13 protein-coding genes and 1 tRNA gene are annotated in these 13,080 nt (G+C 40.7%); 13 read left to right on the top strand and 1 reads right to left on the bottom strand.

The window, feature by feature from the left end:
* The first annotated feature begins 38 nt into the window (after positions 1–38).
* The 10 genes from O3601_RS05680 to O3601_RS05635 all read left to right on the top strand — a co-directional run bounded on the left by O3601_RS05680 (position 39) and on the right by O3601_RS05635 (position 8,168).
* Entirely contained in the window at positions 39–722 is a 684-nt protein-coding gene (locus O3601_RS05680) for a Bax inhibitor-1 family protein (protein WP_371471652.1), read from the top strand.
* Between the two features lie 111 nt (positions 723–833).
* Positions 834–1,826 (top strand): aspartate--ammonia ligase, encoded by a 993-nt coding sequence (asnA, locus tag O3601_RS05675; RefSeq protein ID WP_084947345.1) that lies wholly within the window; start codon positions 834–836, stop codon positions 1,824–1,826.
* Between the two features lie 64 nt (positions 1,827–1,890).
* Complete coding sequence (gene rsmD, locus O3601_RS05670; RefSeq protein WP_000706953.1) at positions 1,891–2,430, top strand: 16S rRNA (guanine(966)-N(2))-methyltransferase RsmD; 540 nt, start codon at positions 1,891–1,893, stop codon at positions 2,428–2,430.
* The gene (gene coaD / locus O3601_RS05665; protein ID WP_371471650.1) at positions 2,420–2,908 is read left to right on the top strand and encodes a pantetheine-phosphate adenylyltransferase; all 489 of its coding nucleotides are present in this window, start codon (positions 2,420–2,422) and stop codon (positions 2,906–2,908) included. The genes rsmD and coaD overlap by 11 nt, the downstream gene beginning before the upstream one ends.
* On the top strand, positions 2,892–3,929 hold the full coding sequence (locus O3601_RS05660; RefSeq protein ID WP_371471648.1) for a SepM family pheromone-processing serine protease: 1,038 nt from the start codon (positions 2,892–2,894) through the stop codon (positions 3,927–3,929). Before coaD ends, O3601_RS05660 begins: the two co-directional genes overlap by 17 nt.
* A gap of 57 nt (positions 3,930–3,986) precedes the next feature.
* The gene (locus O3601_RS05655; RefSeq protein WP_261070608.1) at positions 3,987–4,217 is read left to right on the top strand and encodes a DUF1146 family protein; all 231 of its coding nucleotides are present in this window, start codon (positions 3,987–3,989) and stop codon (positions 4,215–4,217) included.
* A 23-nt stretch (positions 4,218–4,240) separates the two neighbouring features.
* Positions 4,241–5,524, top strand: coding sequence for a UDP-N-acetylglucosamine 1-carboxyvinyltransferase (murA, locus tag O3601_RS05650; protein WP_049532222.1), 1,284 nt, complete (start codon positions 4,241–4,243; stop codon positions 5,522–5,524).
* A complete protein-coding gene (locus tag O3601_RS05645; RefSeq protein WP_050234055.1) occupies positions 5,517–5,705 on the top strand; it encodes a DNA-directed RNA polymerase subunit beta in 189 nt (62 codons plus the stop codon). Before murA ends, O3601_RS05645 begins: the two co-directional genes overlap by 8 nt.
* 39 nt (positions 5,706–5,744) lie before the next feature.
* On the top strand, positions 5,745–6,569 hold the full coding sequence (endA, locus tag O3601_RS05640; protein ID WP_261149090.1) for a DNA-entry nuclease EndA: 825 nt from the start codon (positions 5,745–5,747) through the stop codon (positions 6,567–6,569).
* Positions 6,570–6,836: 267 nt separating this feature from the next.
* A complete protein-coding gene (locus O3601_RS05635) occupies positions 6,837–8,168 on the top strand; it encodes a hemolysin family protein (RefSeq protein WP_261033946.1) in 1,332 nt (443 codons plus the stop codon).
* A 195-nt stretch (positions 8,169–8,363) separates the two neighbouring features.
* On the opposite strand, the gene O3601_RS05630 is transcribed toward O3601_RS05635, so the two are convergent.
* Positions 8,364–8,434: transfer RNA gene (locus O3601_RS05630), tRNA-Cys, on the bottom strand.
* 167 nt (positions 8,435–8,601) lie between these two features.
* On the opposite strand from O3601_RS05630, the gene O3601_RS05625 reads away from it, so the two are divergent.
* The 3 genes from O3601_RS05625 to oppC all read left to right on the top strand — a co-directional run bounded on the left by O3601_RS05625 (position 8,602) and on the right by oppC (position 13,079).
* Complete coding sequence (locus tag O3601_RS05625) at positions 8,602–10,590, top strand: peptide ABC transporter substrate-binding protein (protein WP_261025485.1); 1,989 nt, start codon at positions 8,602–8,604, stop codon at positions 10,588–10,590.
* Positions 10,591–10,656: 66 nt separating this feature from the next.
* On the top strand, positions 10,657–12,153 hold the full coding sequence (locus O3601_RS05620) for an ABC transporter permease (RefSeq protein ID WP_000759914.1): 1,497 nt from the start codon (positions 10,657–10,659) through the stop codon (positions 12,151–12,153).
* Positions 12,153–13,079 carry an oligopeptide ABC transporter permease OppC gene (gene oppC, locus O3601_RS05615; RefSeq protein ID WP_000103691.1) on the top strand — a complete coding sequence of 309 codons (927 nt, stop codon included), beginning with the start codon at positions 12,153–12,155 and terminating at the stop codon, positions 13,077–13,079. Before O3601_RS05620 ends, oppC begins: the two co-directional genes overlap by 1 nt.
* Position 13,080: the final 1 nt, after the last annotated feature.

The raw sequence follows: 13,080 nt of genomic DNA, 5'->3' as shown, positions 1-13,080 counted from the left end.
TATAATCAAGGAAAGATGTTTATAGAAAAGGAGAAAAGATGAATCACACTATTATTCACGACCGTGCAGGTCTTAATCAATTTTACGCTAAGGTTTATGCCTTTGTTGGTCTGGGAATCGGACTATCCGCTTTGGTATCAGGCCTTATGTTGACAATCTTTCAGTCTCAGTTGGTTTACTTTTTGATGCAGGGGCGTCTCTGGTTGACCATTGCAACCTTTGCAGAGCTAGCCCTAGTCTTTGTTGCCAGTAGTATGGCTTTAAGGAATAGTCCAGCGGCTCTTCCAGTATTTTTGCTTTACTCTGTTTTAAACGGTTTTACACTCAGTTTTGTGGTGGCCTTCTATACTCCAGGTACAGTTTTATCTGCCTTTGTATCGAGCGCCCTTCTCTTCTTTGTCATGGCGGCAGTTGGTATGTTCACCAAGAAAGATTTGAGTGGGATTGGTCGTGCTATGATGGCAGCCCTCATCGGTTTGCTGATTGCTATGGTAGTCAATATTTTCTTGGCTAGTGGTTTCTTTGATTATATGATTAGCGTAGCTATGGTCTTGGTCTTCTCTGGGCTGATTGCTTGGGACAACCAAAGAATTCGCCTTGCCTATGAACAATCACAAGGTCGTGTAGCAACAGGTTGGGTTGTGTCAATGGCTCTCAGTATCTATCTTGATTTTATCAATCTTTTCCTAAGCATTTTACGTATCTTTGGCCGCAATGATTAAAAGGTCTATGAAATCAGTGTTTTGAGTGACACTGATTTTTTTAAATTTTCTCTTTTCTTTTTTGGGAAATAGGTGTATAATGCTTTTAATTAATTTTTTGAGGAGTAGTTTATGAAGAAAAGTTTTATCCATCAACAAGAAGAGATTTCCTTTGTCAAAAACACTTTTACCCAGTATTTGAAAGATAAGTTAGAAGTTGTCGAAGTTCAAGGTCCTATCTTGAGCAGGGTCGGTGACGGGATGCAGGACAACTTATCAGGTGTGGAGAATGCCGTATCGGTCAAGGTTCTCCAAATCCCTGATGCTACTTATGAAGTGGTGCACTCACTTGCCAAATGGAAACGTCATACTTTGGCCCGTTTTGGTTTCGGTGAGGGAGAAGGTCTTTTTGTCCACATGAAGGCCCTTCGTCCAGACGAAGACTCGTTGGATGCGACCCACTCTGTTTATGTTGACCAGTGGGACTGGGAGAAGGTTATCCCAAATGGTAAACGGAATATCGCTTATCTAAAAGAAACAGTTGAGAAGATTTACAAGGCTATTCGCCTTACTGAGTTAGCTGTTGAAGCCCGTTATGACATCGAGTCTATCTTGCCAAAACAAATCACCTTTATCCACACAGAAGAGTTGGTAGAACGCTACCCAGACTTGACTCCGAAAGAACGTGAAAATGCTATTTGTAAAGAATTTGGAGCAGTCTTCTTGATTGGTATCGGTGGTGAATTACCAGACGGTAAACCTCACGATGGACGTGCACCAGACTATGATGACTGGACAAGCGAGTCTGAGAATGGCTACAAGGGTCTGAATGGTGATATTCTTGTCTGGAATGAGTCTTTAGGTGGAGCCTTTGAGCTATCTTCTATGGGAATCCGTGTGGATGAAGAAACTCTTCGCCGTCAGGTGAAAATCACAGGTGATGAAGACCGCTTGGAATTGGAATGGCACAAGTCTTTGTTGAATGGCCTATTCCCATTGACAATCGGTGGAGGAATTGGACAATCTCGTATGGCCATGTTCCTACTTCGCAAGAAACACATCGGAGAAGTGCAAACAAGTGTTTGGCCTCAAGAAGTCCGCGATACTTACGAAAATATTTTATAGAGAATCGAACCGCAAGGTTCGGTTTTCTTTCTCTTTTTGCCCATAATTTGGTATAATAAACGGTATGAAAATCGTATCAGGAATCTATGGGGGACGTCCCCTCAAGACACTAGAAGGAAAGACGACAAGACCTACTTCGGATAAGGTTAGGGGAGCTATTTTTAACATGATTGGTCCCTACTTTGAAGGGGGACGAGTCTTGGACCTTTATGCAGGTAGTGGTGGTTTATCTATCGAGGCAGTATCGCGTGGTATGTCCAGCGCTGTTTTGGTGGAACGAGACCGTAAGGCTCAGGCTATCGTGGCTGAAAATATTCAGATGACCAAGGAAGTTGGAAAATTTCAACTCCTTAAGATGGATGCAGAAAGGGCATTGGAACAGGTATCTGGGGAATTCGACCTCATTTTCTTAGACCCTCCTTATGCCAAGGAACAAATCGTAGCAGATATTGAAAAAATGGCTGAGAGGGAGCTTTTTTCTGAAGATGTCATGATCGTGTGTGAGACGGATAAGGCCGTTGAACTTCCAGAAGAAATTGCCTGCCTGGGCATCTGGAAGGAAAAGATTTATGGAATTAGTAAGGTGACAGTCTATGTCAGATAAAATTGGCTTATTCACAGGCTCATTTGATCCGATGACAAATGGGCATTTGGATATCATTGAACGGGCTAGCAAACTCTTTGATAAGCTCTATGTCGGTATTTTTTTTAATCCCCACAAACAAGGATTTCTCCCCATAGAAAATCGTAAACGAGGGCTAGAAACGGCTTTGAAACATTTGGAAAATGTTGAAGTTGTATCTTCTCATGATGAATTGGTGGTTGATGTTGCAAAAAGACTGGGGGCTACTTGTCTAGTTCGTGGTTTGAGGAATGCGTCGGATTTGCAATATGAAGCCAGTTTTGATTACTACAATCATCAGCTGTCTCCTGATATAGAGACCATTTATTTACATAGCCGACCTGAACATCTCTATATTAGTTCATCAGGCGTTAGAGAGCTTTTGAAGTTTGGTCAGGATATTACCGGCTATGTTCCTGATAGTATTTTGGAGGAAATAAGAAATGAAAAAAAAGATTAGATGGCCCTTATATGTCATTGCGGCCTTGATTGTGACTTTCTTGGCATTTGTAGTGCCCTTGCCCTACTATATAGAAGTTCCAGGTGGTTCGGAGGATATTCGCCAAGTCCTTAAAGTCAATGACACAGAAGATAAGGAAGCTGGGGCTTATCACTTCGTTACAGTTGGTGTTCAGCACGCTACTTTAGCCCATATGATTTATGCTTGGTTGACGCCTTTTACAGATATTCGTAGTGCCCAAGAGACTACAGGTGGCTCTTCCGATGTGGAATTTATGCGGATCAATCAATTCTACATGCAGACATCGCAAAATATGGCCAAGTATCAAGGGCTAAAGACAGCTGGTAAGGATATTGAACTCAAATATCTTGGGGTTTATGTCTTGACTGTGACAGATAATTCGACCTTTAAAGGGATTCTCAACATCTCTGATACGGTCACAGCAGTCAATGATCAGACTTTCGATAGTTCCAAAGACTTGATTGATTACGTCAATTCTCAAAAACTAGGGGACTCCGTCAAGGTCACCTATGAAGAGGATGGGCAAACCAAATCTGCAGAAGGAAAAATTATTACTCTAGAAAATGGCAAAAATGGGATTGGAATCGGTTTGATTGACCGTACGGAAGTGACCAGTGATGTCCCAATTCGCTTTTCAACAGCCGGTATTGGTGGACCAAGTGCTGGTCTCATGTTTAGTCTGGCCATCTATACCCAAATAGCTGACCCTGGCCTTAGAAATGGCCGTATTGTTGCCGGTACAGGTACCATTGACCGTGATGGTAATGTGGGGGATATTGGAGGTATTGATAAAAAAGTTGTGGCTTCGGCTAGAGAAGGTGCCGCGATTTTCTTTGCCCCAGATAACCCTGTTAGCGAAGAAGAAAAGGCAGCACATCCTGATGCGAAAAACAACTACCAAACAGCCCTAGAAGCAGCTAAAACAATCAAGACAGATATGAAAATAGTGCCAGTTAAAACCCTACAAGATGCAATTGATTACTTGAAAAACAATCCCTAGTTTTTAAGTGAAGTTTCCAAACTAGCGCACAAACAGAGAAGATGGTATAATAGTCAAATGGTTCAATTATTATTCACTCTAAGCAGTCACATACTCTTTATTTATGTGAGTTTTTACCTTTTAAAGAATCTTGTTAGATGGGAAAAAGTCTTAAAAGTAACAGCTGAGAACACAGGAAAAGTTCGTTTATTAGTAGCCTTTTTCAGTATTGTCATGGGCTACATCATGAGTTCTTTCTTTATCAGCCTATATCAGTTGTGGCAAGAAGCGCTTAGAGGATTATTATAAAATCAAGAGTAAAGGAAATAAGTATGGAAAAAATTGTGGTTCAAGGTGGCGATAATCGTCTGGTAGGAAGTGTTACGATTGAAGGAGCAAAGAATGCAGTCTTGCCTTTGTTGGCAGCGACTATTCTAGCAAGTGAAGGAAAGACCGTCTTGCAGAATGTTCCTATCTTGTCAGATGTTTTCACTATGAATCAGGTGGTTCGTGGTTTGAATGCCAAGGTGGATTTTGATGAGGAAGCTCATCTTGTCGAGGTGGATGCGACTGGCGATATCACAGAGGAGGCTCCCTACAAGTATGTTAGCAAGATGCGCGCATCTATCGTTGTCTTGGGTCCAATTCTTGCCCGTGTAGGTCATGCCAAGGTATCCATGCCAGGTGGTTGTACGATTGGTAGCCGTCCTATTGATCTTCATTTGAAAGGTCTAGAAGCTATGGGGGCTAAGATTAGTCAGACAGCTGGTTACATCGAAGCCAAGGCTGATCGCTTACATGGAGCTCATATCTATATGGATTTCCCAAGTGTTGGTGCTACTCAGAACTTGATGATGGCAGCGACGCTGGCTGATGGGGTGACAGTGATTGAAAATGCTGCGCGTGAGCCTGAGATTGTTGACCTAGCCATTCTCCTCAATGAAATGGGAGCCAAGGTTAAAGGTGCTGGTACAGAGACCATTACCATTACCGGTGTTGAGAAACTTCATGGTACGACTCACAATGTAGTCCAAGACCGTATCGAAGCAGGAACCTTTATGGTAGCTGCTGCCATGACTGGTGGTGATGTCTTGATTAAAGACGCTGTCTGGGAGCACAACCGTCCCTTGATTGCCAAGTTGCTTGAAATGGGAGTGGAAGTGACAGAGGAGACTGAAGGGATTCGAGTTCGCTCTCAACTAGAAAATCTAAAAGCTGTTCATGTGAAAACCTTGCCCCACCCAGGATTTCCAACAGATATGCAGGCTCAATTTACAGCCTTGATGACTGTCGCAAAAGGCGAATCAACTATGGTGGAGACAGTTTTCGAAAATCGTTTCCAACATCTAGAAGAAATGCGTCGCATGGGCTTGCACTCGGAGATTATCCGTGATACAGCTCGTATTGTTGGTGGACAAGCTTTGCAGGGGGCAGAAGTTCTTTCAACTGACCTTCGTGCCAGTGCAGCCTTGATTTTGACAGGTTTGGTAGCGCAAGGAGAAACCGTTGTTGGTAAATTGGTTCACTTGGATAGAGGTTACTACCGTTTCCATGAGAAGTTGGCGCAGCTAGGTGCTAAGATTCAGCGGATTGAGGCAAGTGATGAAGATGAATAAGAAATCAAGCTACGTAATCAAGCGTTTACTTTTAGTCATCATAGTACTGATTTTAGGTGTTTTAGCCCTAGGAATCGGTCTAATGGTAGGCTATGGAATCTTGGGCAAGGGTCAAGACCCATGGGCTATCCTGTCTCCAGCAAAATGGCAGGAATTGATTCATAAATTTACAGGAAATTAGGCTGGGAGACCAGCCTTTTTATAAAGAATAAGGAGAAATATGAACAAAAAAACAAGACAGACACTAATCGGACTACTAGTGTTATTGCTTTTATCTGCGGGAAGCTATTATATCAAGCAGATGCAGTCGACAGCTAATAGTCCCAAAACCAAGCTTAGTCAGAAAAAACAAGCGCCTGAAGCTCCTAGTCAAGAATTGGCAGAGAGTGTCTTAACAGACGCAGTCAAGAGTCAAATAAAAGGGAGTCTGGAGTGGAATGGCTCAGGTGCTTTTATCGTCAATGGTAATAAAACAAATCTAGATGCCAAGGTTTCAAGTAAGCCCTACGCTGACAATAAAACAAAGACAGTGGGTAAGGAAACGGTACCAACGGTAGCTAATGCCCTCTTGTCTAAGGCCACTCGCCAGTACAAGAATCGTGAAGAAACTGGGAATGGTTCGACTTCTTGGACTCCACCAGGCTGGCATCAGGTCAAGAATCTAAAGGGTACTTATACCCATGCGGTCGATAGAGGTCACTTGTTAGGCTATGCCTTAATCGGTGGCTTGGATGGTTTTGATGCCTCGACAAGCAATCCTAAAAACATTGCTGTTCAAACAGCCTGGGCAAATCAGGCTCAAGCCGAGGATTCGACTGGTCAAAATTATTATGAAAGCATGGTGCGTAAGGCCTTGGATAAAAACAAGCGTGTCCGTTACCGTGTAACTCTTTATTATGCTTCAAACGAGGATTTAGTTCCTTCAGCTTCACAGATTGAAGCCAAGTCTTCAGACGGAGAATTGGAATTTAATGTTCTAGTTCCCAATGTTCAAAAGGGACTTCAACTGGATTACCGAACTGGAGAAGTAACTGTAACTCAGTAAAAGATAAGATAAACTCCTATGTCACTTGTGGATGTAGGGGTTCTTTTTTACTAGTTTAAGCAGAGCTACAATAGACACTGATACTCAATGAAAATCAAAGTGCAAACTAGGAAGCTAGCCGCAGGTTTCTCAAAGCACAGCTTTGAGGTTGCAGATAAAGCTGACGTGGTTTAAAGAGATTTTCGAAGAGTATGAGAAAAAATAATATGTACTGGACTATATTTTGTGATATAATAAAAGATAAGATACTATTTTAGGAGAAGAACTATGGAAGACCCAAGTAGTCAGAATTTGTTGCTACAATTTGTTTTGTTGTTTATCTTGACGGTGTTAAATGCCTTTTTCTCAGCCACAGAAATGGCCATGGTGTCACTAAACCGTGCGCGGGTTGAACAGAAGGCAGAAGAAGGAGATAGACGCTATATTCGTCTGCTGAAGGTATTAGAAAATCCTAACCACTTTTTATCAACCATTCAAGTAGGGATTACCCTGATTACGATCTTATCAGGGGCGAGTTTGGCAGAAACTCTAGGACGAGAAATTGCATCTTGGCTTGGAAATGGCGAAACAGCTTATGCCGTTGCAAGTTTTCTATCTTTAGCATTTTTGACTTATATTTCCATCGTTTTTGGGGAATTGTATCCTAAGAGAATTGCTCTTAATCTAAAGGATGCCTTGGCCATTCGTACAGCGCCAGTTATCATTGGGCTTGGGAAACTAGTTAGTCCCTTTGTTTGGCTCTTGTCTGCATCTACCAATCTCTTGAGTCGCTTGACTCCGATGACCTTTGACGATGCTGACGAAAAAATGACCCGTGATGAAATTGAGTACATGTTGACAAATAGTGAAGAAACACTAGATGCTGACGAAATTGAGATGTTACAAGGGATTTTTTCACTGGACGAATTAATGGCCAGAGAAGTCATGGTTCCTCGGACGGATGCCTTCATGGTCGATATTCAGGATGAGAGTCAAACCATCATCCAAAGTATTTTAAAACAAAATTATTCTCGTATCCCTGTCTATGATGGCGACAAGGATAACGTGATTGGGATTATTCACACTAAGAGTCTCCTTAAGGCGGGCTTTGTGGACGGTTTTGACAATATTGTTTGGAAGAAAATCTTACAAGATCCACTTTTTGTTCCTGAAACCATTTTTGTGGATGACTTGCTAAAAGAACTGCGCAATACCCAAAGACAAATGGCAATCTTGCTGGATGAATACGGTGGGATGGCTGGTTTGGTGACACTTGAAGACCTCTTAGAGGAAATCGTTGGGGAAATCGATGACGAAACAGATAAGGCTGAAATCGAAGTTCATAAAATTGGAGAAGATACTTATATTGTTCAAGGTACCATGAATCTCAATGATTTTAATGACTACTTCGATGTCGAACTGGCAAGTGATGACGTTGATACCATCGCTGGTTACTATTTGACAGGAGTTGGGACCATTCCAACGACTGAGAAACTCAGTTATGAATTAGTCAGCCAAAACAAACAGCTTATCCTGACCAATGATAAAGTGAAAAATGGACGTGTTACCAAGGTAAAAGTCCAAATCACAGAAGTCGAAATAGAAGAAGAAACAGAGTAAATTAGAGGCTTTTGTCATCATGAGTGACAAAGCTTTTTTCAGTTGTTTTAAAAGGGAATAGTATCCTCGAAAAACTCAGCCCCAACCTTGCCCCAAAAGTTTTTTAAAGTTATACGTATTTATTCGAGGAAAAAGAAAAAAGCCCTTTAAATTGGGCTTTCTGTCTTGATAAATTCCGATAAATTCGGTATTGAAAGGCGGTAGACGGATTTGAACCGACGATCAAGCTTTTGCAGAGCCGTGCCTTACCACTTGGCTATACCGCCTTAACGTTTATTATTATACCTTGAAAATGATTTTCAGTCAATAGCTTTTTCAGATTTTTTGTGTTAATAAGCCTAAATATTCTGAAAATTCGTTTACTTTTATTGAAATATCTTAAAATATATGGTATAATCAATAATAACCTATACTTTATAAGAGGAGTAAATAAATGAAAAAAAGTCAAGTGCTTGCTGTAGCGGGAGCTACCTTATTAGCGTCAGGAGTTCTAGCTGCGTGTTCAAACACTAGTTCAAATAATGCTAAACTAGCAAAAGATTACCAATATGTTTATCAAACAGATCCAGAAACCTTGGATTATATCGTTAGCAATATTGATTCAACATCTTTCGTCACAACAAATGCTGTAGATGGTTTGTTGGCTAACGATAAATATGGTAATCTGGTTCCTTCTATTGCTGAATCATGGACAGTTTCAAAAGATGGTTTGACTTATACTTATAAAATCCGTAAGGATGCTAAATGGGTAACTGCAGAGGGAGAAGAGTACGCTCCTGTCACTGCTAAAGACTTCGTTACTGGTTTGAAACATGCGGTAGATGGAAAATCAAAAGGACTTTCAATCGTTAGCTCTTCTATTAAAGGATTAGAAGCCTATATCAAGGGTGAAACAAGCGATTTTTCAACCGTTGGAGTAAAAGCGCTTGATGATCAAACATTAGAATATACCTTGAACCAGCCAGAAACTTTCTGGAATGACAAGACAACTAGTGGTGTTTTGATGCCGGTTAATGAAGAATTCTTAACTTCAAAAGGGGAAGGTTTTGGTGCCCCAACCGATGCTAACTCTATTCTTTATAACGGTCCATTTGTCTTAAAATCTGTAACTCCAAAATCATCTATCGAGATGGCTAAAAATGATGCTTACTGGGACAAAGAAAATGTAAAAATTGAGAACGTTAAGTTCACTTTCTGGGATGGTAAGGACCAAGATGTGATTGCTAAAGGTTTTGCTGATGGTCAATATAGCAAGGCTCGTATCTTCCCTACAAGTTCTACATATGAAAAATATGCAGCTGACTTTAAAGATAACATTTACTTTAATGAACCAGGTGCGGGTGTTGCAACTGTCAGCTTGAACTATGGCCGTACAACCTATAACAACACTGCCAAAACAAGTGATGCCCAAAAGACATCTACTCAGAAAGCATTGCTAAATAAGGAATTCCGTCAAGCCTTGAACTTTGCAGTGGACCGTGCTTCTTATTCAGCTCAAACAAATGGTACTGATGGAGCTGCAGTAGCCATCCGTAATACATTTGCACCATATAATCTTCAAGTTGGTAAGAAAACATTTGGTGAATTGGTACAAGATAGCTTGGCTAAGACAAATTCTTCTACTTGGTCAAACGTGTCTCTAGCAGATTCTCAAAATGGACTTTACAATGAAGAAAAAGCTAAAGAAGTCTTTGCTAAAGCTAAATCAAGCTTGCAAGCTGAAGGTGTTGAATTCCCAATCCACTTGGATGCCTTGGTTATCCAAGAATCAACAGCGGTTGTAAACCGTGTTCAATCATTGAAACAATCAATTGAAAAAGTATTGGGTTCAGATAATGTTGTTGTAGACTTACAACAAATGACTCAAGCAGAAGCTTTACCAATTTCATTTAGCGCTCCAACAGCTAAAGAACAAGACTGGGATATCCATACCTTGCTAGGATGGAACCCTGACTATCAAGATCCTTCTACTTTCTTGGATCAATTCGTCCTTAAGGGAGGAAGCACTCGCCTTTACCTTGGTATTGACCAAAACACAGATGCATCAGTAGTAAGCAAACTTGGTTTAGCTGACTATGGAAAATTACTTGATGACGCAAACAGCGAAAACCAAGATGTTCAAAAACGTTATGAAAAATACGCAGTAGCACAAGCTTGGTTGACTGACAATGCTTTGACAATTCCAGTAATGGCTTCTCCTAAAGAAACAGCCGTTTCATATGTTTCAAAAGTTCTACCATTTAGCTCTTCATATTCTGTAGCCGGCCTTAAAGGTGAAAATTCAGGATACTTGAAGTACACTGAAGTTGGCGAAAAAGCAATTACCAAAGAAGAGTATGAAAAAGCTCGTGAAAAATGGTTGAAAGAAAAGACTGAGTCAAACGAGAAAGCTCAAAAAGAATTGGCAAGTCATGTGAAGTAAATAATTTTCAATAGAACTTTCTCTCCATGAGGAGAAGGTTCTTTTGGGATTTTTAAAGGAAATGATATGAAAAAATATATTTTTATGCGTGTTTTGCGGTCATTGGTTTCTATCTTCTTAGTAACAACTTTGACTTACACGATTATCTATACAATGGTTCCTCGAAAATTGATTTTCAAACAGGATACCAACTACAACAAGATTGCGACAACGGCTGATAAACGTGATAACTATGAGAATACTGTTTATGAGCGTATGGGCTATATCGAGTACTACGATACCAAAGAGTTGCAAGAAAAAGCTAGCCAGATGGATGCTTCTGTAACCGTTGAAGCTAATGACACCAACAAGGCTATCTATGAAAAATACATCAAACAAATCGGTCATGGTTGGACCTTGGGAGAATTTACTGAAAGTGGCCAATTCTACGCTACTCGTGAAATCCCAATTTTTGAACGTGTTTTTCACTTCTATGCTAACTTGATTGATATTGACCATACTAATAAAATTCAAGACCCTGAAAATCCAGACTTGAAACGTTACCTTCGTTTCGAAAACGATCCAGCTATCGGATGGTCCTTGGTCGGTTCAGGAACTAAACACAAATATCTCTTGTACTTCAACAGTCAGTTCCCATTTGTGCATCAAAACTTTGTGAACATTAATTTAGGTGACTCTTATCCAACCTATGCTAATAGCCCTGTTTTACAGGTTATTACTCAAGGACAAGGGCAAACAAAAACATCTCAAGTTCAGTTCCCAACAGGTAAGAAAACTTCTTCTGTAAATATTTACTCAAGAACCTACAAATCACCTAGTCAGGCTGACTCTCGTGAAGTAGCTAACTATGGGAAAGATGACCCATATACTGCAACTGAAAGTAACTACCAATATCCTTCTATGATTGCTAGCTCTGCTGTCGTTGGATTGATTGGTTTGGTAATTTCTTATGCGATTGCTGTGCCGCTTGGTTCAGCTATGGCTCGCTTCAAGAACACTTGGATTGATAGCTTCTCAACAGGGGCTTTGACCTTCTTGATGGCTCTTCCAACAATTGCCTTGGTTTATATCGTTCGTTTGGCTGGTTCTTCAATCGGCTTGCCAGATTCATTCCCTATCTTGGGTGCTGGAGATTGGCGTTCGTATGTTTTACCAGCAGTTATCCTTGGTTTGTTGGGTGCTCCTGGTACAGCTATTTGGATTCGTCGTTACATGATTGACTTGCAATCACAAGACTTTGTTCGTTTTGCTCGTGCCAAAGGTTTGTCTGAAAAAGAAATTTCAAACAAACACATCTTTAAAAATGCCATGGTTCCGCTGGTTTCAGGAATTCCTGGTGCTGTTATCGGGGTTATCGGTGGTGCAACCCTTACTGAAACAGTCTTCGCCTTCCCAGGTATGGGTAAAATGTTGATTGACTCTGTAAAAGCATCTAATAACTCTATGGTCGTTGGTCTTGTCTTCATCTTTACATGTATTTCTATCTTCTCACTTCTTTTGGGAGATATTTGGATGACTATTATTGACCCACGTATTAAATTGACTGAGAAAGGAGGCAAATAATGTCTACAATCGATAAAGAAAAATTTCAGTTTGTAAAACGTGATGATTTTGCCTCTGAAGCCATTGATGCGCCAGCTTATTCATACTGGGGTTCAGTGTTTAGACAATTTATGAAGAAAAAATCAACTGTAGTCATGTTGGGAATCTTGGTAGCCATCATTTTGATGAGTTTCATCTACCCAATGTTTTCTAAGTTTGATTTTAATGATGTCAGCAAGGTAAACGACTTTAGTGCTCGTTATATCAAGCCAAATGCTGAGCATTGGTTCGGTACAGACAGTAACGGTAAATCTCTTTTTGACGGCGTCTGGTTCGGAGCTCGTAACTCTATCCTCATTTCTGTGATTGCGACAGTGATTAACTTGGTTATCGGTGTTTTTGTCGGTGGTATTTGGGGAATTTCAAAATCAGTTGACCGCGTGATGATGGAAGTTTATAACGTCATCTCAAACATCCCATCTCTTTTGATTGTTATTGTCTTGACTTACTCAATCGGAGCTGGATTCTGGAATCTGATTTTTGCCATGAGTGTAACAACATGGATTGGGATTGCCTTCATGATCCGTGTGCAAATCTTGCGTTATCGTGACTTGGAATACAACTTGGCGTCACGTACTTTGGGAACACCGACCTTGAAGATTGTTGCCAAGAATATCATGCCTCAATTGGTATCTGTTATTGTGACAACGATGACCCAAATGCTTCCAAGCTTTATCTCATACGAAGCCTTCTTGTCTTTCTTCGGTCTTGGATTACCGATTACAGTGCCAAGTTTGGGTCGTTTGATTTCGGATTATTCACAAAACGTTACAACCAATGCTTACTTGTTCTGGATTCCATTGACAACTCTTGTCCTGGTATCCTTGTCCCTTTTCGTAGTTGGTCAAAACTTAGCGGATGCTAGTGATCCACGTACACATAGATAGG

It is taken from the genome of Streptococcus sp. 20925_1_69, from assembly GCF_041432365.1.
Taxonomy (GTDB): domain Bacteria; phylum Bacillota; class Bacilli; order Lactobacillales; family Streptococcaceae; genus Streptococcus.
Note: the sequence above shows the minus strand (reverse complement) of the source record. Positions and strands in the feature narration are given on the sequence as shown.

Bases quoted from the DNA above. Each gene is read 5' to 3' on its own strand.
- O3601_RS05680 (WP_371471652.1), top strand. From the start codon at position 39: ATGAATCACACTATTATTCACGACCGTGCAGGTCTTAATCAATTTTAC.
- asnA (WP_084947345.1), top strand. From the start codon at position 834: ATGAAGAAAAGTTTTATCCATCAACAAGAAGAGATTTCCTTTGTCAAA.
- murA (WP_049532222.1), top strand. From the start codon at position 4,241: ATGGAAAAAATTGTGGTTCAAGGTGGCGATAATCGTCTGGTAGGAAGT.
- rsmD (WP_000706953.1), top strand. From the start codon at position 1,891: ATGAAAATCGTATCAGGAATCTATGGGGGACGTCCCCTCAAGACACTA.
- O3601_RS05660 (WP_371471648.1), top strand. From the start codon at position 2,892: ATGAAAAAAAAGATTAGATGGCCCTTATATGTCATTGCGGCCTTGATT.
- O3601_RS05645 (WP_050234055.1), top strand. From the start codon at position 5,517: ATGAATAAGAAATCAAGCTACGTAATCAAGCGTTTACTTTTAGTCATC.
- O3601_RS05625 (WP_261025485.1), top strand. From the start codon at position 8,602: ATGAAAAAAAGTCAAGTGCTTGCTGTAGCGGGAGCTACCTTATTAGCG.
- O3601_RS05635 (WP_261033946.1), top strand. From the start codon at position 6,837: ATGGAAGACCCAAGTAGTCAGAATTTGTTGCTACAATTTGTTTTGTTG.
- coaD (WP_371471650.1), top strand. From the start codon at position 2,420: ATGTCAGATAAAATTGGCTTATTCACAGGCTCATTTGATCCGATGACA.
- O3601_RS05620 (WP_000759914.1), top strand. From the start codon at position 10,657: ATGAAAAAATATATTTTTATGCGTGTTTTGCGGTCATTGGTTTCTATC.
- oppC (WP_000103691.1), top strand. From the start codon at position 12,153: ATGTCTACAATCGATAAAGAAAAATTTCAGTTTGTAAAACGTGATGAT.
- O3601_RS05655 (WP_261070608.1), top strand. From the start codon at position 3,987: ATGGTTCAATTATTATTCACTCTAAGCAGTCACATACTCTTTATTTAT.
- endA (WP_261149090.1), top strand. From the start codon at position 5,745: ATGAACAAAAAAACAAGACAGACACTAATCGGACTACTAGTGTTATTG.